This is a genomic window from Nostoc sp., assembly GCF_036919815.1.
Taxonomy (GTDB): domain Bacteria; phylum Cyanobacteriota; class Cyanobacteriia; order Cyanobacteriales; family Nostocaceae; genus Nostoc.
In genome coordinates, this window is record NZ_JBALCE010000121.1 from 32,166 (window position 1) to 50,092 (window position 17,927).

Genomic DNA, 17,927 nt, shown 5'->3' on the forward strand with positions numbered 1-17,927 from the left:
CAAATTAAAGCAGGAGTCAGAATAAGTATTCTGACTCCTGACTCTCTTATATAAATCACGTCTTCTTTATAGAAACTTACTTACGAGTAGTGATTTAGCGTAGAAAACTACTAACCAACCACAACAATATAAACGTCACTACCGTAGAAAACTGATTCGTTTCCAGAGTAATAAATGATATTTGTGATAAGAACCAGCTAGCGACTAGTCCCCCAGCGATTAAGCCAATTATTAAACTGCCCAGGGTGAACAAAACTGCTCGGCCAAATTTGCCTTCCTTGCGATTGAGAAAGTAAATACTGGTGCCTATCCCAACCACCAATGCTAACTGCAAAACCTGATCGCCTCCCTCTGGATAAAACAGGCTGATAGAACTCAAACCAAGAAACCAGGCTCCTGGTAAGAGTATATCCGCAGGCGTTGGCTGATCCAGCATCCGTTGCAGCCATGCAGGTGACTGCTCACGAGGGGTTGGACTTTCCTTAGGAGGCGATTGCACTCGCAACTCTGGAAACCGGATACGCTCAGGGACTTTAATTTTACCTTCCTGGCGCATCCGTAAGCGATCCATTAAAATCGCATCGTAAGCCGCTTCAATTACTTCTAAATGCTTGACATCGCCACTATGTTGCTCGAATAGGCGATTACGAGCATCCTGAATCTCATCGAAACTAGCCTCTTCTGATACCCCAAGTTTTTCGTAGGGATTTTGATCGCTCATGGGAGTTTGTTACTTCAGCCTCAGTCAGCGGCAATCTTTTGTCTAAGAAAAAACAGCTTTAGCTTTTATTTAGATCGAAACTAAAGTTTCGGTCTATTTTATGCCCTAACAGGATAGTAGCACGGGTTAGTTTGCTTGAACTTTGTAATTTCAACTATAGTCACTTTAACATATCGCCATAACTCCGTGTATATCCTCATGTCGTTGCCCAGTTCTGGCTCTAATCTAGAATTTGAACGGAGAATACCTAAAACACATAGTTTTGATGAAAAAATCAACTTTACTGTTTCAGATTTGGCAACTTACTGTGCCGTAACAAAGTTTTTTAATTATACTGAATAATCGCTTGTGGTATATATCCGCATATCGATTTAAAATTGAAACGTTTTCAGTTACCACCTAACTTGGCTTGGGATCAAAAAGGTGTCTTGGTGTCAAGAACTGTTGCGGGTAAAGTCAGAGCGCCTATATACTGTGGCTAACAGAAATTTAGCGTTCTCATCGCCCACAATCCTGATTAGAGTATTTATTTTTGAATAATCAGGATTCTTATACTCTAGCCATGTAGATTCTTAGTTAGTCCCAAAGTGGCAACTGCGTTTTTACGTAACCCTCTTGTTAATCTTACGGATTTTTGTGCAAAGTGATGGTCATGGCTCCTGCCAAGATTCTTGTAGTTGACGACGACCCTGCGGTTCGGAATTTAATCCAACGCTTTTTAATAAAGCAGAACTATCAGGTGGAGGCTGCCGAAGATGGAAAGACAGCCTTAGCTCTATTTGAGCAGTTTAACCCTGATTTGGTGATTTTAGATGTGAATCTACCAGATGTAACTGGGTTTAACCTCTGCCAAGAGATGCAAAGTCGTAATGGTGTTTTTGTTCTGATGTTGACTAGCCGTGCTGACGAAGCCGACAAAATTCGTGGCTTTTCTAAAGGTGCTGACGACTATCTCACCAAGCCTTTTGGGTTGGGAGAGCTAGAAGTCAGAGTCGGAGCGATTTTGAGGCGTCAGCGAGTGATAACTACGGCCGAGCAGAAACGCTTGGTATTTGAAAAACTTATGATTGATCCGGTGCGACGGGAGGTAGCACTTAATAACCAACCAGTACTCTTAACTGCTCTGGAATTTGACTTATTGCATTTTTTAGCCAGTCATCCAGGCCGAGTTTGGCGGCGTGCAGAACTAATCCAAGAAGTGTGGGACTATGAATATGTCGGCGACCAGCGGGTTGTAGATGTACATATCGGCCAAATTCGCAAGAAGATTGAAATTGATGCTAGTCAGCCAGCATTAATTCAAACTGTACGCGGCGTAGGGTATAAGTTTGAATCTGCTAGTTACGTTACCCCCAGCACTTAGAAACCAAGTCCTGAGTTTACAGTCTGGAGTTTTTTAACTCTTGACTATAAACTTTTGGGGGAGCAATTAGTGAATTTATTTGGCTTTAGTAAAAGACAAATTTAGACAATCAAAATAGATAGATATTCCTCAAATACAGACTAGGTAGTTATTTGAGATATCGATTTATCCCTTTAAGACAGGATCAGAATCTACTGATCTTTTTTTGTTGTAATATTGCCCCCAGATGGCCGATCGCTATTGGGTGAAAATCCTATTGATGGGACACGGTAAACCGTGCCCATATTCGGGCATGATCCAAAATAACGCCCTTCATACCAGTACCTATGGGGTGTCTAGTAGATTAGCTATTGTGGGTGAATCGATGCTGGGGATTTCTACTGAGGAGTGGTGGAACAAAGTTTCCAGATAGACTCGGGCAGCGCGGCGATCGCTATCTCCATTTTGGAGTAAAAATAATGATAACGCCGCCGTCAACACTCTCTTTTCATCCCAATCAGGATGAGTTTCTAAGTAGTTTTTTAAGGATTCGTGGAGTGTTTCGGGAATTTCTGTAAAGATGCTAACCGTTGCTTTCATGAGATTTTCCTCCTATGAGGATAATCAAGAGGGACAAGTTGCTTGTGGTGAAACGGCAATTAAGCTATCTCACACACTCCTTCATTAGACCGACAATCAACGCCCACATCTGGTGGTAATATATTTTACACATTTGATGCCAACGGTTGAACGGACTATAAAGGCAAGCCGAATCATTGTGCGCCAAGAGGGGGTGGGTTTGTCAATGCTGCGAAATGTTAAAAACGATTGTATAAAAAATAAATACGAACGTAATAATCAGCTTTAGAGCCGAGTTTTCGTTACTTTACTTTATAAAAACTCAGTCTTTTAAGTTACTTGTCACTCTTAATTAACAATCCCCAGTCAGACGGCAAGAAGCCCATTAGCTCGTTGAACACCTGTGGAAAAGTGCGAAAATCCCTGTGGAAACCCTGTGGAATGAGTGAGGAAAATAGCAGCCAATGATAAGAATTACAAAAATGTCACGAAAGTATGACATTTAAGTTGATGAAATTAGCTTCTCAATCTCAGTTATCATCGTGGCTGCCCTCGATACATCCCCAGGTGTGGATTTTCGCAGTTGGTAGATTCTTTTCGGAAGTTGGCACCGGCTTTACCCTGTTTTACGCCCCGATCTTTTTTGTCAATCAAGTTGGTTTATCTGCAACCAGTGTTGGGGTAGCCTTAGGTAGCGCCTCAATTTCCGGCATTGTGGGGCGGATTGTCGGTGGTTCTTTAGCTGATTCTGGACACTGGGGACGCCGCCGCACTTTGTTGCTAGCCACGGCGATTTCAGCAATTGGTTCTCTAGTTTTAGCTGCAACCAGTAATTTTACTATTTTGGTAATTGGTAGCTTGATTAGCGGTTTAGGGATAGGTTTCTATTGGCCGGCGGCTGAATCTGTTGTTGCTGATGCCAGCGAGATTGATAATCGCCGCGAAACTTTTGCAATCGCCCGACTAGCTGATAATCTGGGGTTAGCGATCGGAATTGTCCTTGCTGGGTTTTTGATCACGATAATTGGGAGTTATCGATGGCTATTTGTCATTGATGCCATCTCTTTTCTGGTGTTTTTTGGGGTTATCTATCTGGGAATTAGTGAAACTGAACAACACCAGATGGAGGAATCTGAAAAGACAGAACATTTTGCTTTTTGGATGACAGTATTAAGCGTAGACGCAAAGCGGCTTGTCGTCAGACATCGCCGTTTCCTGGTCTACATAGCAGTTAATATATTCTTCACAATCTATATTTCTCAAATCCACAGCACCCTCCCGCTTTACTTCAAAAACTTTGTTATCAAAAGTACTACCGAAGGATTTACTCAAACGACGATTAGCGTTCTATTTGCTTGGCATCTGGTGCTAGCCATCATTTGTCAATTGCCTGTTACTAGTGCCTTAAAACGTTGTTCTCATACACTCGCACTTACTGTGTCTGCTATTTTTTGGGCAATTGGTTTTGGCCTGATTTGGGTAAGCGGTACTGCCCCATCTCATAATCTAGTTTGGGTAATATTGGCATTGGGAGTATTTGCTGTGGCGATTGTTTCTTATACCCCATCTGCTGCCTCTTTAGTCACTGAGTTAGCCCCGGAAAATCAACGCGGCGTTTATTTCTCCATCAACGCTGTCTGCTGGGCTGTTGGCTCTTTTATTGGTCATCCCTTGGGTGGATGGGCATTAGATCAACCGGAAATTATTATTGATAGTTTATGGCTAGGCTTTTCTTTGAGTGTGATTATTGTCGTGGCGATTTTACAGTACCTCAATCGGATTTTACCTGGTGAAAAGCCTAAATTTCCTCATGTTTAAAAGTTAGTTCACAAATTACAACTGTCCCTGAACAGCACAGGCAATGCTGAAAGTGTGGGAAACAATGCGGCTCATTGCATTGAACATCTCCAAATGAATGGAACTGGCATTGAGACTGACAGGATCTCCTGAGCTGATTTGCTGAAGATGTCCTAGATAAATTTCCCGCTTAATTTCGTTAAGCCACTGTCGTTGAGACAACACTTCCTCTGCAATAGTTAAGTCTTGTGCAGCCAGTCCTGTCAAAGTTTGTTGCAGTAGTCCCAGCACCTCGCGGTGGTAGGTAACGATGTTTTTCCACTCTTGCTGAGAAAAAGCAATTTGCTTGCGACGTTTACGACGAGCTAATCGCATGAGTTGCCGATCTACAATGTCGCCAATTGCCTCCAACTCGGTACTCATATGAAGCAATGTCAACTTCCGTAGCGACTGTTCTTCCGTCAGCAATTCATCATTAAGTTGAATTAGGTAATGCTTGATGGCAGTTTCTAGATCGTCAAGCTGGTCATCGAGTACCCCAATCTGTTTAGGCAGGTCTTTCGCTCCGTCTTCAAAGGCTAGGATACTAAGCTGTAGCATTTCTACGGCCAAATCCGCTATCCGCAAAATCTCGCGCATTGCTTGACCCAGAGCGACTGAAGGCAATGTCAACGCATTGGGATCGAGGTAGCGCGAACTCAGTTTTTTTTCTGCCTCCGGCTCTGGTAGGAGTCTGGTAACAAAGTCGGCGAGGGGATTTGCTATTGGCACAAAAACGATCGCCAATATCAAGTTGAATCCCAGGTGTGCTAATGCTACTTGTGTTGATGGATTGGGCAGCAGACGAGTCAATAACACCGCCAAGGGATTCAGCAATGCCAACGCCAATACTCCTCCAGCTAGTCTGGTACCAACATAGATGAATCCTAGTCGGCGACCAACGACACTGCCTCGGTTCAATGCAGTGACTAACGGCATGAGTGTTGTACCAATATTCGCACCCACAGTTACTGCCAGAGCCGCCTCCAGTGGAAGCGCACCTCCTGCGGCCAACGCCATAACGATTCCGATCGCTGCGATGCTAGAGACAAAGACTGCTGCCAACAAAATGCCTAATAATACCAGCACCAGAGGAGACTGGGAAAGTGCTTGCATAATGGCATTCGTAATGGGACTATCGGCAATGGGGACACTACTGCCTTCAATCATTGCCAAACCCTGTAATACCAATCCAAAACTAAATACGCCACGACCAATATCCCGAAGAGCTTTACGTCTGGTAAACAAAGCAAACGCCGCCGCTAAACCCAAGAACTGTTGTGCATAGTCAGTGATGTGAAAGGCCAGCAGTTGTACAACCAATGTAGAGCCTAAGGCCGATCCCAGTAGCACGATCGATCGTAGCTGCTGCTAATGGCAGTAGTTGGGCGCTGACCAGTCCCACGATCACCGAGGCAGTTGCTGTGGAGCTTTGGGTTAACATGGTTACGATCGCACCTAACACAAAAGCTCCCAGAGGACGCCTCCCCAGCGTCATCATCGCCAACCGCAGACGTGAACCCAATGCTCGCTCCATTGCATCAGTAACCAGTTTCACACCATAGAGAAGCAGCATGGAACCTCCCATTAGCAGTACGAGGACTTGCGTGGGGTCGTGACTCTTGAGCATCAGCACACCTACCTTGCTAACTTCTAGAAAATACGGTAAATCAATCGATTTACTATAAATTAATAATAGGTTAAGCAATGGCTAAATAAGCGTGATATACTTATTTCTGGGTATTAAAAGTACAAAATTTGAATGTTAATAAATATTCAGTAAAGATGACTAGAACTTATATTCTATAAAGTTTGCAGTATTTTTTGTTCTCGCAGTAATAATTTACTACTGTATATATTTTTGACAGCAAAAAATATACTCATTTAAAATGAATACTGACAAAAGTTATAACAATACCTTTTTCACGAGTGCTGAGTAACCCCATAGATAAATCTAGGGGATTGAAAACTTGGACGTCTTAAATATGCGCTACGCATCTCGAAATAAATATTTATTTCTTTTTGCATGACTTTTAAATAGTTGCTCTGGGACTTTCTGTGCTGAGTCTTTTATTACTTTTTTACTCAGCACTCGTTCCTGGGCACTCAGCACTGTTTCGGTCAGTCCAACGGGAGGGTGTTTTGCGTCTATCGGCGACGTTCTTGCAACTTGCGATACACCAATTTTAAATCAACTTGATGGTGAGCTAAGGCAACCAAAGTATGATATAGCAAATCAGCCACTTCACCCGCGATCGCATCTGCTTGATCATCCTTAAAGGCCATCACCACCTCAGCAGTTTCTTCACCGATCTTTTTCAAAATTTTGTTATCGCCACCTGCGAATAACTTACAGGTGTAGGAACTTTCAATCGGATTGTCGCGGCGATCGCATATTATTTGAAACAATTGCGACAAAGTATCCCCTGGTGGTGCGACAATTTTCCCTTCTATTTGGTGAAAGCAACTGCGTTCTCCAGTATGGCAGGCAACATCTCCTAATTGCTCTACCCCGATCAGCAGCGCATCACTATCACAGTCATAACGGATACTCTGCACCTTCTGAATATGTCCAGAAGTCGCCCCCTTGTGCCACAATTCTTGCCGGGAACGACTCCAAAACCAAGTTTCTTCAGTTTCTAAAGTTTTTTGTAACGACTCCTGATTCATCCACGCCATCATCAGGACACTACCATCCAAATAATCTTGGACAATTGCCGGTACTAGACCTCGTTCATCGTAGCGAATTTCCTCAACAGGGATGGTGTAATGCAGCGATCGCGAATCGTTAGAAGACATACCAGCTAATTTGCTCTAATGAGAATAATTCATGGATTCACGATACCATTCTGAATAGAGCAGCTGGGATGTTTTTTTAAATTGAACTATCTTATCTAGCTCTCAACAAAAGCATTCCGTTCCATAGCAGACTGCATCTTTACAGCACTCAAGGCGACTTTGTGAGCTTTTGAGGCTTCACCATACCAATGGATTGCCGAGTTAAAAGCTGCTCGGTAAAGATCCTGGTATGCTTCAGATAATCGAGTTTGAATATCTAAAGGCAAGTCATTATTCGACTTGTATAACATATTGTTATTTTTTTGGTTCAGTTAATTCTATAGGATAGAAATTCTCAGTAACTTTTGACCCTATCCTAAGATAGAGCTTTTTATTGCCCGCTATTAGGAGAGAACTTTGGTAAATACCACAATTAAAACAACAAAATCACAAGAAGTCTTCGCCACCGCTCAAAACCTTATGCCAGGAGGAGTCAGTTCTCCAGTTCGTGCCTTTAAATCTGTGGGCGGACAACCCATAGTTTTTGATCGTGTTAAAGGAGCATATATTTGGGATGTAGATGGCAACCAATACATCGACTATGTAGGCACTTGGGGGCCAGCTATTTGCGGTCATGCTCATCCAGAAGTCATTGCAGCCTTGCATGAAGCTTTAGAAAAAGGCACCAGTTTCGGCGCTCCCTCAGTCCTAGAAAATGTTTTGGCAGAAATGGTCATCGATGCCGTTCCTAGCATCGAAATGGTCAGATTTGTTAACTCTGGAACTGAAGCCTGTATGGGAGTTTTACGGTTGATGCGGGCTTTCACCAACCGGGAGAAAATCATCAAGTTTGAAGGCTGCTACCACGGACACGCCGATGCTTTTCTAGTAAAGGCAGGTTCTGGTGTTGCTACACTTGGTTTGCCAGACTCGCCGGGAGTACCTAAATCGGCAACTAGCACCACTCTAACTGCGCCTTACAATGACTTAGAAGCCGTTAAAGCCTTGTTTGAAGAAAACCGCGACGAGATTGCTGGCGTTATTCTTGAGCCAGTCGTCGGCAATGCTGGATTTATTGCACCTGATGCTGGCTTCTTAGAAGGATTACGAGAACTGACTCACGAGTATGGAGCGTTATTGGTATTTGACGAAGTGATGACAGGCTTCCGTATTGCTTACGGTGGCGCTCAGGAAAAATTTGGCGTCACTCCCGATTTAACAACCTTGGGCAAAGTTATTGGTGGTGGTTTGCCAGTAGGAGCTTATGGTGGTCGTCGGGATATTATGTCAATGGTTGCGCCCGCCGGCCCCGTATATCAAGCTGGGACTCTTTCTGGTAATCCCTTGGCGATGACTGCTGGCATTAAGACTTTAGAATTGCTGCAAAAACCAGGTACTTACGAGTATCTTGAGCGGATTACTAAAAAGCTAGCAGATGGTTTGCTGCAAATTGCTAAAGAAAATGGTCATGCGGTTTGCGGCGGTCAAATCAGCGCAATGTTCGGCTTATTCTTTACTTCTGGCCCAGTTCATAACTACGAAGATGCGAAAAAGTCTGATACAGCTAAATTTGGACGCTTCCATCGTGGGATGTTAGAGCATGGTGTTTACTTGGCACCTTCTCAATTTGAAGCTGGGTTTACGTCTTTAGCTCACACCGAAGAGGATATTGAGCAGACTTTAGCAGTAGCACGGGATGTAATGTCTAGCATATAACCAAAAGAGTGCTGAGTACTCAGTAAAGACAACGCCTACAGCATTGCTCACTGGGAATTATCGAAAAATTTGGTCTAAAACCCCGTCCACAACGACCACGCTCAGTGCATCGCTTCTAGGACGGCTTTTGGTATAATACTAGAGTACCGCTTTGTCTTGCGGGAGGCTCAAAACCAAAGCCTGTGGAGCGAACGTAAGACCTATTACCCTTCCGGAGGTGGAGGCAGTTGCTATGAAGCAGGAACCCAAATAGTAATGTTTGGGAATCACCGTGGCTTTAGTCCGGTGAGGATGTCAAATTACTACTGTGCGCGATCGCCAGAAGTCGGAGTGTCAGCTTCCGATCATCAAAACTTCGGTCGTTGATATTCTCTCTCACTGCCTAACCCTTTTTCCAGAAGGGTTAGGCAGTGAAACCCACATCCCAATCTGAATTTCGGTAACTCAGCACTACTCAACAGCCACAGCCAGTGTGACTACAGCCTTTGATAGTTTTGTGACCTTCAGCACAGCCTTGAGAGCAATAGTATTTGCTGTGCTCTTTAATAGCATCGTCAACTGAGACGATACACAGGCAACTTGAACAGGCGCATTTCATTTGGGTTACAGTTGTCATAACTTTCTCCATTTTCTGTTCAGATTACTCTAATAATAATGCGGATCTGCCATGTGCCGTCATCACTCAAGGAAGGTCACATCTTCGTCATAATTTCGCAATGGCTTCGTCAATAGGATATGCAATATTTAACCTACATTAAGTATATTCATATTAATAAGGCAGGATTAATTGCCTTTTACAATTCTCGAAATTCCCCCCATACCCTATAGTCTACAAAAATTAACGCGCAAGAAGGCTCTCACCTTTATGGTGAGGGTTTTGCTTATAGATATTAGATTATCCATAGGGTAAGGCATTTTTTTAGAGTTAAGGTTGGAGCAAACTTTAAAAAATAGACCAATCATGGTGTAGTTTGCATGGCAAGGTTTACAAAAGTGTTAGGACTTACGCAAAACTAAACACTCTAGGGGCAATTCATAAATTGCCCCTAAAAAGAAAATCATTCTTTTCGGCTATTGTTTGCGTAAGTCATGAGTGTAAAAAACTGCCCAAAGTATTAGGATTCTGAAAAAAGATGATTCTACCCTTGAAGGAGCTATGAAGTGCAGGACAATAAGTCATTTTTTGGTCTGCAAAAAAGATTAATTACGTTGCTTGTCTTGAGTGCCAGTTTGAGTGTAAGCACGATGATGCTTATCAAGTCAAGCTCCTCTGAGGCTCAAGGTACAGAGAATATAAATGTAAAGAATCTATCAGCCAAAGTTGGAACTGAGCAGCAGATTGAAGAACTAAAAGCGGTGATGCTTAAAAGTTGGCAGCAAGAAGCACAAACAAAGGGTCTCTCCTATGCTGTGCCACTACGCTTTCAAGGGGCAATAGTTGAGTCGGCAAAACTTACTCCTGAACAGAAAGTTATTGCTCTCACTTTTGATGATGGGCCATGGCCTGAGAGTACCGCGCAAGTACTGGATATTCTTAAACAAAATCAGATAAAAGGGACATTTTTTCTGATTGGGCAGAACGTGAAGAATTATCCCGGCTTAGTAAAGCGGGAGATTGCTGAAGGCCATGTAATTGGTAATCATACTTGGCATCATTGGTATCAATTCTTGAATCCACAAGCAGCTGCCTATGAAATTGTCCACACAGCAGACCTGATTTATCAAGTCACAGGTATTAAAACAAATCTGTTTCGACCACCAGGGGGAATCATGCACAATGGGGTGGCTGCTTACGCTAGAAATAGCAAATATGCGATCATTCTCTGGTCATCTGACTCTATAGACTACTCGCGTCCTGCTGTACCAAAATTAATTAATAATGTATTCAGGCAGGCCAAACCAGGTGGGATTGTGCTGATGCATGATGGTGGTGGTAATCGCTCTAAAACTGTGCAAGCTTTACCAGAAATTATTGCCACCTTTCGCAAACAGGGCTATAGTTTTGTTACTATTCCTGAACTTTTAGAAATGCAAGATAAAGATCAAAAGCTGATTGCAAACAAAAAGTAATTGTTATTTCGATGGAAATCACCGCCTCTATCAATCGCCACTCGGCAACTAAAAACAAGTTGAATTTTTCTTGGCGATTTGGAGATTTCTTTAGCTAAACTCAACTAATAATAAAGTCTACTACTCAGGAAAATCATGAATAAAATTGTAATGGCTTTGGTTTGCTGCTCTTGCTTTTTTGCCTTGACGCTCCTAAGTGTCAATCCAGCTTTTGCTAAGAAGCTTTCTCCCCAAGATTTAGCCAATCCTACCTTAACATCCACTGACACACAGACAGTTGCCGCACCTGTTTCACAAGAATATCCCCAATACCCATCAATACGTGCTAATGAAAGAGTTAAACAGCTTGCCATGCAGATGTTTGGCTGTGCCTGTGCTAGCTGTCAAGCTAGGGCAAGTCAGATGATACTACAAGGTAGTCTGCCTATGCCTCAGTGATTTAAATTAGGGACTCAGCCAATTGTAGTCACTTACTAAGCGTTATTACAAAAAAACCGTCCAAAATTAATATCTGAACGGGATTTTTACCTATTAATACTTTATACCAACCTAGTTCTGTTTCCGCTTTTACTAAGACAAAAAAACTACAAGTCTGGAGGTAAAATCACCTGATCAATTGCGTGAATTACACCGTTAGTGCCTGTGATATCTGCCTGTGTCACTTTCGCATCATTGACAGTTACACCCGTAGCAGGATCAACTTTAACGTTGATTGTGCCGCCTTCAAGGCTTTTAACTTCACCAGATTTCAAATCACTGGACAATACCTTACCAGGCACTACATGGTAAGTTAAGATTTTGATCAATACTTCTTTGTTAGCTGGTTTTAACAATTCTTGCAAAGCATCTGGTGGCAATTTAGCAAAAGCTGCATTAGTGGGTGCAAAAATAGTTAAGTTATCTTTACCCTGCAAAGCCCCGGTCAATCCTGCTGCTTTCAAAGCCTTGGTTAAGGTTGTAAAGGAAGCATTTGACTCTGCCAACGCTAACAAGTTTTTGCCTTGATTATCGCTTGCTCCGGGTCCTGGTGGAGTTGTAGTAGGTGTCCCAGTAGATGGTACTTGTGTTGGTGGTGTGGGAGGTTGATTTTCTGGGGTAGTACGTGGGGTCAGGGGTGCAGGTTCACTAGGTGTAACGCTACCACCACGGTTATAAGGAGGCTCGTTGAAAATACTTGGTTTGGGATTTAGCGTTCCATCATTTTTCTGCACCACTTGTTGGCGTTTGGTATTGCCCTTTTCGATTTCGGAAGCAGCCTCAGCAGGTGTGTATTGAGCGTTTGCTTGAAGGCGTTGTCCCTGGTTATAGCGGGCTTCGTTGAAAATACTGGGGTTAGGATTTAGTGCCTCTTTCGCATCAGATGGTAAAGTAATAAGGACGCTAAAAGTAGTAAATCCTGCTATACCTGCCAAGGCGGTCAGCAATTTGCTGTAATTTGTCTTCATAAATTTTGTTTGTTTTTTTGTCCACACATTACATAAAGATTTATAACATTTTGCTATGCACAAAATCTAACCGAAGAGGAAAGTAAGATTTGTTATCAGCAGATTTTGTGCTTGTGATGCAAAATATTCGACTTTGGCTTACGCTTACAAGTATGAAATATATCTAGCATACATTTTATGTAAATTGAGCAAATTTTCTTGATCACATCAAAAAGAGTTAATAAAGTCTCACTTGGTGTAGCATCAACTCTAAGAAAGTGGGAAAATCTCACATCTATAAATTATGAGTTACAAGAATTTTTGAGAAAGATTTTACTTTAAGACTTACGCAAAACTACATCCGTAGGGGCAATACCCTGCGGTCAGCCTCCGTCTACATGAATTGCCCCTACCTAAAAACCATTCTTTTCAGCTACTGTTTAATCTTGCTAAAAATTAGGCATCAGTTAAACCCTAATCTTAATTAAATAGACAATTAAGCAACTAATGTCAAGAAAAATTACTTTAACTAAAGATACAATTGTAAAGTTAAGAAGTTGACCAGTTATAAGGTATACACGATGATTGAATTATACCAATGGGAACTATCTCAATACTCAGAGAAAGTGCGCCTAATTCTAGATTTTAAAGGACTAGATTACCGCAAAATAGAGGTTACGCCTGGGATTGGACAGGTAGAACTGTTCCGGCTGACTGGTCAAAAACAAGTCCCAGTATTAAAGGATCGTAATAGATATATTGCGGATTCTACGGAAATAGCTAAGTATTTAGACTTAGAGTATCCCGATCGCCCCATAATACCGCAAGATCCCAAAAAACGGGGTTTAACTTTATTAATAGAAGAATGGGCGGATGAATCCATAGGCATCAAAGGTCGCAAAGCACTATTTGCTGCAATAAGTCAAGATCAAAATTTCCGCAAGTCTTTATTACCCACCTCAACACCCGATATATTTAAAAGTCTGGTTGAAGGAGTACCTAGTGACTTCCTGACACTGTTAGGTTTTGGGGTAGGTTATAGCCCAGATGTGATTCAGTCTGCGATCGCATCCTTAAAACAAGACCTGGAAGCTTTAACATTGTTACTGGCAGATAGTCCTTATTTAACAGGAGATGAGCCGACTTTAGCTGACTTGGCAGTGGCGGGTTTATCGATATTGCTCAAGTTCCCCTCTGGTTCCTATCTGGATTTACCAGCTTCTATTAGAGGTAAAGGATTGCCAATCTTTACAGAGAATATAAATTATCAACCATTTTTTACTTGGCGCGATCGCCTTTACACCCAATTCCGCAAACCATTAATTATGACCACTCCATCAACAGGGAGTGCGCCAACTTCGATTCAAATTGATTAGGTAATGGGGCATGGGGCATTGGGCATTGGGCATTGGGAGAGAATAACTCAAGACAAATGACAAATAACTAATGACAAATGACTAATGAAAAATTCGCAACTTTTGCCCTATGCAATTACAATTCAACATAAGAGATAGCACCAACAATCATGTAACTAATTAGATGAATTCGGCACAGCCATTAGGTTCGGTAATTCAAGGTTCTCTAACTGAAGGTTTAGAAGTACGATTGCATCCTGACATTTCTGTGGAAGATATGCGGGTGGGTAAGTTCCTGGTTGTGCAAGGGATGCGATCGCGTTTTTTTTGTATGCTGACAGATGTAGCATTGGGTGCTGCTAATGCCCGAATTATTGCTAATCCTCCCAATTGGGAAGACACTTTTTTACGAGATGTTTTAGCCGGAAGTGGTACTTATGGTACTATCAACCTCGCGCCGATGTTGATGTTCACTCCCGAATCTGAAGAATCTTTCTCTCCAACAAATGGCAAATCAGCAAATCCTTTCCTCCCATCAATGACGGGTTTGGCTTCATTTGTGCCACAAACCAGCACGACAATGGAATTGTTGCCTGTTAAAACTATTCCTAGCCACTTTAGTCAAGTTTACGATGCAAGTGTTGACGATTTTCGCCGCGTATTTGGCTGGGAAGATGACCCCCAAAGGCGCAATTTTTCCATCGGGAAACCTTTAGATATGGATGTGCCCGTTTGCATCGATTTAAATCGCTTTGTGGAAAGGAGTAATGGGATTTTTGGCAAATCTGGTACTGGTAAATCCTTTCTAACACGGCTAATTTTAGCTGGGGTTATCCGTAAAAATGCCGCAGTAAATTTGATTTTTGATATGCACTCTGAGTATGGCTGGGAAGCTGTTGCAGAAGGTAAAAACGTCAGTACTGTTAAGGGTTTAAAGCAACTTTTTCCTAGTAAGGTGGAAGTTTACACCCTCGACCCGGAATCGACGAAGCGTCGGGGTGTGCGTGATGCTCAAGAACTCTATTTGAGTTACGAACAAATAGAAGTTGAAGATATTAAGTTATGTAGTCGAGATTTAGGACTCTCTGATGCAGCCTTAGATAACGCCAATATTCTATATAGCGAGTTTGGCAAGCCTTGGATTGTCCAATTGTTAAATATGACTAACGAAGAAATTGAGATGTTCTGCGACGAGAAGCGCGGACACAAAGGCTCGATTATGGCATTGCAGCGCAAACTATTGCGGATGGATAGTTTAAAGTATATGCGAGCTGTTTGCCCTCAGAATTACATTAGTAAAATTGTGCAGTGTCTGGAATCTGGGAAGAATGTTGTGATCGAATTTGGTTCCCAGTCTAATATGCTCTCTTATATGTTGGTGACAAATATGATCACCCGCCGGATTCACGAGCATTACGTCAAAAAAGCCGATAAATTTTTACAGAGCAAAAATCCTTGCGATCGCCCCACGCCATTGATGATTACCATTGAAGAGGCGCACCGTTTCCTTGACCCAGGAGTGGTACAAAGTACGATCTTTGGGACTATTGCCCGTGAACTGCGGAAATATTTTGTCACACTTTTGGTAGTTGATCAACGTCCATCAGGCATAGATAATGAAGTTATGTCCCAGATTGGGACTCGCATTACCGCTTTGCTGAATGATGAAAAAGACATTGACGCGATTTTCACGGGTGTATCTGGTGGTAGTGGACTGCGATCGGTGTTGGCAAAGTTAGACTCCAAGCAACAAGCTTTAATATTGGGTCACGCCGTTCCGATGCCAGTAGTAGTACGTACCCGTCCTTACGACGCAACTTTTTACGAAGAAATTGGTGAGCCAGCCTGGGAAGAAAAACCTGACGCAGAAGTATTCGCTGCGGCTGAACTAGCTAAAGCTGACCTGGGATTCTAGATAGTTATTTGTCATTAGTCGTTGGTCATTTGTCCTTGGTTAAATGGTGAGTCCTAACCAATGCCCAATTCGTGACATCCCTCCATCGTCACAGCAAATTAAGTTCGGTTATCCCGCTAGGTTTTAGCAACAGAAGAGGGGCTTTTCGCGTCAACATAGATGTAGTAAGTAATTTCAAGGAAGTTTAAATTTTTTTCTCTAATGACCCCTTTTGAATTATAATTATAAGCTTTATCTTAAGATACTTTACTATCTGCCTGATTTATCGTATTATAAAGCTAAGTAGAACTCATACCGACTTCGCATTTACCAGATGCTGTCAGTAACTGCCCAAAAGAAGAATTCTCAAAAACAACCAGCGTGATTATAGAAGATTGAAAATTTAGGGAAGGTAGGGGAACTGATGATTGGGGACTTACGTCTTAACAAAGGCTGTATCAACTGATAATTGCTTTTGGTAGCTCCCGATATTTACTGATAGATGTACTACTTTATCCCAATCGATTTTAGCAAGAAAATATACATTGTGTTTACGGAGTAGAGGATAACGCACCAATGCCTACTGTCAACACCCAAACGGAAAACCTCAATACCAAATTCACGGTTGATATGGTGCGAACCTATCTACGGGAAATTGGTCGTGTGCCACTGCTAACCCGCGAACAAGAAATTGTCTTTGGGAAGCAAGTGCAACAAATGATGACGCTGATCGACGCCAAGGAGGCTTTGGCGAAGAAACTGCAACGCGAGCCGAATATGTCAGAGTGGGCTGACAAGGTTGAACAATCGGAAACCGACATTCAACAAACGGTGACGCAAGGTAAGCGGGCAAAGCAAAAAATGATCGAAGCGAATTTGCGCTTGGTGGTTGCTATTGCCAAAAAATACCAAAAGCGGAATATGGAGTTTCTGGATTTAATCCAGGAAGGAACACTAGGATTAGAGCGGGGTGTAGAGAAATTTGACCCAATGAGGGGTTATAAGTTCTCGACTTACGCTTATTGGTGGATTCGCCAAGCGATTACCCGCGCGATCGCCCAACAAGGTCGTACTATCCGCTTACCGATCCATATTACTGAGAAACTGAACAAAATCAAAAAAGTGCAGCGCGAGTTGGCTCAAACTTTGGGGCGATCGCCGACTCCAGCCGAAATTGCCAAAGAACTGGAATTAGAACCTGCTCAGATCCGCGAGTATCTGAATATGGCGCGTCAACCAGTGTCTTTGGATGTGCGAGTTGGTGAGAACCAGGATACTGAGTTGCAAGAAATGCTCGAAGATGATGGACCATCACCAGAGTATTACACCAACCAGGAATTCTTACGCCAAGACTTGAACAACCTGCTAGCGGAACTAACCCCGCAACAGCGAGAAGTTGTAGCTTTACGCTTTGGTTTAGAGGATGGTAATGAAATGTCATTGGCGAAAGTGGGTGAGAGATTGAGTCTCAGCCGTGAACGCGTCCGTCAGTTAGAGCATCAAGCTTTGGCTCATCTGCGTCGCCGTCGTGCCAATGTCCAAGAATACGTTGCTAGCTAAATAAAACCAGAGACGCGAAATTTCGCGTCTCTACACCACCTTGGTAATGCGCCTCCTGAATTCAGGGGGCGATTTTTTTATGCTGAAAACCAGAAAAAATATAGCGATGTCTACGATGGTCACTGAGCTTTGTCGTAGGCGTAGCCTCTCTACGAGAGGCTACGCCTACGCTCGTTTGTATGCAATACACTTTGACCTCTCTCCTTTTAGGCTACGGTGTACACACAAGTCAAATTACCCCCCTCAATCCCCCCTTTACAAGGGGGGAAGCCGGAAATCTAGTTCCCTCCCCAATCCATCGGGGAGGGTTAGGGTGGGGTTAAACCAGATTCGTAAATTACTTCAGATTTGTGTGTACACCGTAGCCTTTTAGGAGAGAGGCTTTGAATATTACTCTATTTGTGGGAAACAAGATCCCCTACTTCGTAAAAGTTGTCGGGGATCTGCGGCTTCGAGTTCTACGGAGATAAATCTGAGAAAAAATACCAGTATTTTTATCACCTGAAAATCTAAAATGCAAGATGTCAAAAAATTGGATGCTAATTCAGAGGATTTAATTTGTGATTAACGTCACCCAATGGCATGAATCTATTGGATGAAGAATAAATACTCTAACTCATGGTAATCTAAGATTGGTAAGTTAAATTAAAAC

At 42.6% G+C, this 17,927-nt stretch carries 16 protein-coding genes and 1 pseudogene; 9 read left to right on the top strand and 8 right to left on the bottom strand.

Translation table 11 applies throughout. The features are described 5' to 3' along the window. Window positions 1–94 precede the first annotated feature (94 nt). On the bottom strand, window positions 95–721 hold the full coding sequence (locus V7K15_RS27400; protein ID WP_334910751.1) for a CPP1-like family protein: 627 nt from the start codon (window positions 719–721) through the stop codon (window positions 95–97). A gap of 652 nt (window positions 722–1,373) precedes the next feature. On the opposite strand from V7K15_RS27400, the gene V7K15_RS27405 reads away from it, so the two are divergent. Beyond that, the gene (locus V7K15_RS27405; RefSeq protein ID WP_292823258.1) at window positions 1,374–2,084 is read left to right on the top strand and encodes a response regulator transcription factor; all 711 of its coding nucleotides are present in this window, start codon (window positions 1,374–1,376) and stop codon (window positions 2,082–2,084) included. 387 nt (window positions 2,085–2,471) lie between these two features. On the opposite strand, the pseudogene V7K15_RS27410 reads toward V7K15_RS27405, so the two are convergent. Beyond that, window positions 2,472–2,663 (bottom strand): annotated as a pseudogene (locus V7K15_RS27410) (DUF2811 domain-containing protein); the annotation flags it as partial. Window positions 2,664–3,152: 489 nt separating this feature from the next. Here V7K15_RS27410 and V7K15_RS27415 point away from each other — a divergent pair. Then, a complete protein-coding gene (locus V7K15_RS27415) occupies window positions 3,153–4,460 on the top strand; it encodes an MDR family MFS transporter (RefSeq protein WP_334910753.1) in 1,308 nt (435 codons plus the stop codon). A 15-nt stretch (window positions 4,461–4,475) separates the two neighbouring features. On the opposite strand, the gene V7K15_RS27420 is transcribed toward V7K15_RS27415, so the two are convergent. The 4 genes from V7K15_RS27420 to V7K15_RS27435 form a co-directional block, all read right to left on the bottom strand. Further along, window positions 4,476–5,801, bottom strand: a complete 1,326-nt coding sequence (locus V7K15_RS27420) for a Na/Pi cotransporter family protein (RefSeq protein WP_334910755.1) — start codon at window positions 5,799–5,801, stop codon at window positions 4,476–4,478. After that, complete coding sequence (locus V7K15_RS27425; protein ID WP_334910757.1) at window positions 5,767–6,186, bottom strand: hypothetical protein; 420 nt, start codon at window positions 6,184–6,186, stop codon at window positions 5,767–5,769. Before V7K15_RS27425 ends, V7K15_RS27420 begins: the two co-directional genes overlap by 35 nt. A gap of 440 nt (window positions 6,187–6,626) precedes the next feature. Continuing rightward, window positions 6,627–7,277: a bifunctional phosphoribosyl-AMP cyclohydrolase/phosphoribosyl-ATP diphosphatase HisIE gene (hisIE, locus tag V7K15_RS27430; RefSeq protein ID WP_334910759.1), complete on the bottom strand. Its 651-nt coding sequence runs from the start codon at window positions 7,275–7,277 to the stop codon at window positions 6,627–6,629. A gap of 95 nt (window positions 7,278–7,372) precedes the next feature. Next, a complete protein-coding gene (locus V7K15_RS27435; RefSeq protein WP_334910761.1) occupies window positions 7,373–7,567 on the bottom strand; it encodes a ChaB family protein in 195 nt (64 codons plus the stop codon). Between the two features lie 106 nt (window positions 7,568–7,673). On the opposite strand from V7K15_RS27435, the gene hemL reads away from it, so the two are divergent. Together hemL and V7K15_RS27445 are read left to right on the top strand one after the other, a co-directional pair. Next, on the top strand, window positions 7,674–8,972 hold the full coding sequence (gene hemL, locus V7K15_RS27440) for a glutamate-1-semialdehyde 2,1-aminomutase (RefSeq protein ID WP_334910763.1): 1,299 nt from the start codon (window positions 7,674–7,676) through the stop codon (window positions 8,970–8,972). A 156-nt stretch (window positions 8,973–9,128) separates the two neighbouring features. Beyond that, complete coding sequence (locus tag V7K15_RS27445; RefSeq protein ID WP_334910764.1) at window positions 9,129–9,338, top strand: hypothetical protein; 210 nt, start codon at window positions 9,129–9,131, stop codon at window positions 9,336–9,338. A gap of 88 nt (window positions 9,339–9,426) precedes the next feature. Here the strand turns inward: V7K15_RS27445 and V7K15_RS27450 are convergent, their stop codons facing one another. Further along, window positions 9,427–9,600 (bottom strand): metallothionein, encoded by a 174-nt coding sequence (locus V7K15_RS27450; RefSeq protein ID WP_442949722.1) that lies wholly within the window; start codon window positions 9,598–9,600, stop codon window positions 9,427–9,429. A 533-nt stretch (window positions 9,601–10,133) separates the two neighbouring features. Here V7K15_RS27450 and V7K15_RS27455 point away from each other — a divergent pair. Together V7K15_RS27455 and V7K15_RS27460 are read left to right on the top strand one after the other, a co-directional pair. Continuing rightward, on the top strand, window positions 10,134–11,042 hold the full coding sequence (locus V7K15_RS27455; RefSeq protein WP_334910767.1) for a polysaccharide deacetylase family protein: 909 nt from the start codon (window positions 10,134–10,136) through the stop codon (window positions 11,040–11,042). Window positions 11,043–11,177: 135 nt separating this feature from the next. Then, window positions 11,178–11,480, top strand: a complete 303-nt coding sequence (locus V7K15_RS27460) for a hypothetical protein (RefSeq protein ID WP_334910769.1) — start codon at window positions 11,178–11,180, stop codon at window positions 11,478–11,480. 146 nt (window positions 11,481–11,626) lie between these two features. On the opposite strand, the gene V7K15_RS27465 is transcribed toward V7K15_RS27460, so the two are convergent. Next, window positions 11,627–12,487, bottom strand: a complete 861-nt coding sequence (locus V7K15_RS27465; RefSeq protein ID WP_334910771.1) for a fasciclin domain-containing protein — start codon at window positions 12,485–12,487, stop codon at window positions 11,627–11,629. A 560-nt stretch (window positions 12,488–13,047) separates the two neighbouring features. Here V7K15_RS27465 and V7K15_RS27470 point away from each other — a divergent pair. From V7K15_RS27470 to V7K15_RS27480, 3 genes are all read left to right on the top strand, one after another. Next, entirely contained in the window at window positions 13,048–13,842 is a 795-nt protein-coding gene (locus V7K15_RS27470; RefSeq protein WP_334910773.1) for a glutathione S-transferase family protein, read from the top strand. 163 nt (window positions 13,843–14,005) lie between these two features. Then, a complete protein-coding gene (locus V7K15_RS27475) occupies window positions 14,006–15,736 on the top strand; it encodes an ATP-binding protein (RefSeq protein ID WP_334910775.1) in 1,731 nt (576 codons plus the stop codon). Between the two features lie 555 nt (window positions 15,737–16,291). Next, window positions 16,292–17,275 carry an RNA polymerase sigma factor, RpoD/SigA family gene (locus V7K15_RS27480; RefSeq protein ID WP_334910777.1) on the top strand — a complete coding sequence of 328 codons (984 nt, stop codon included), beginning with the start codon at window positions 16,292–16,294 and terminating at the stop codon, window positions 17,273–17,275. Window positions 17,276–17,927: the final 652 nt, after the last annotated feature.

Bases quoted from the DNA above. Each gene is read 5' to 3' on its own strand.
- V7K15_RS27400 (WP_334910751.1), bottom strand. From the start codon at position 721: ATGAGCGATCAAAATCCCTACGAAAAACTTGGGGTATCAGAAGAGGCT.
- V7K15_RS27405 (WP_292823258.1), top strand. From the start codon at position 1,374: ATGGCTCCTGCCAAGATTCTTGTAGTTGACGACGACCCTGCGGTTCGG.
- V7K15_RS27415 (WP_334910753.1), top strand. From the start codon at position 3,153: ATGAAATTAGCTTCTCAATCTCAGTTATCATCGTGGCTGCCCTCGATA.
- hisIE (WP_334910759.1), bottom strand. From the start codon at position 7,277: ATGTCTTCTAACGATTCGCGATCGCTGCATTACACCATCCCTGTTGAG.
- V7K15_RS27435 (WP_334910761.1), bottom strand. From the start codon at position 7,567: ATGTTATACAAGTCGAATAATGACTTGCCTTTAGATATTCAAACTCGA.
- V7K15_RS27450 (WP_442949722.1), bottom strand. From the start codon at position 9,600: ATGGAGAAAGTTATGACAACTGTAACCCAAATGAAATGCGCCTGTTCA.
- V7K15_RS27460 (WP_334910769.1), top strand. From the start codon at position 11,178: ATGAATAAAATTGTAATGGCTTTGGTTTGCTGCTCTTGCTTTTTTGCC.
- V7K15_RS27465 (WP_334910771.1), bottom strand. From the start codon at position 12,487: ATGAAGACAAATTACAGCAAATTGCTGACCGCCTTGGCAGGTATAGCA.
- V7K15_RS27470 (WP_334910773.1), top strand. From the start codon at position 13,048: ATGATTGAATTATACCAATGGGAACTATCTCAATACTCAGAGAAAGTG.
- V7K15_RS27475 (WP_334910775.1), top strand. From the start codon at position 14,006: ATGAATTCGGCACAGCCATTAGGTTCGGTAATTCAAGGTTCTCTAACT.
- V7K15_RS27480 (WP_334910777.1), top strand. From the start codon at position 16,292: ATGCCTACTGTCAACACCCAAACGGAAAACCTCAATACCAAATTCACG.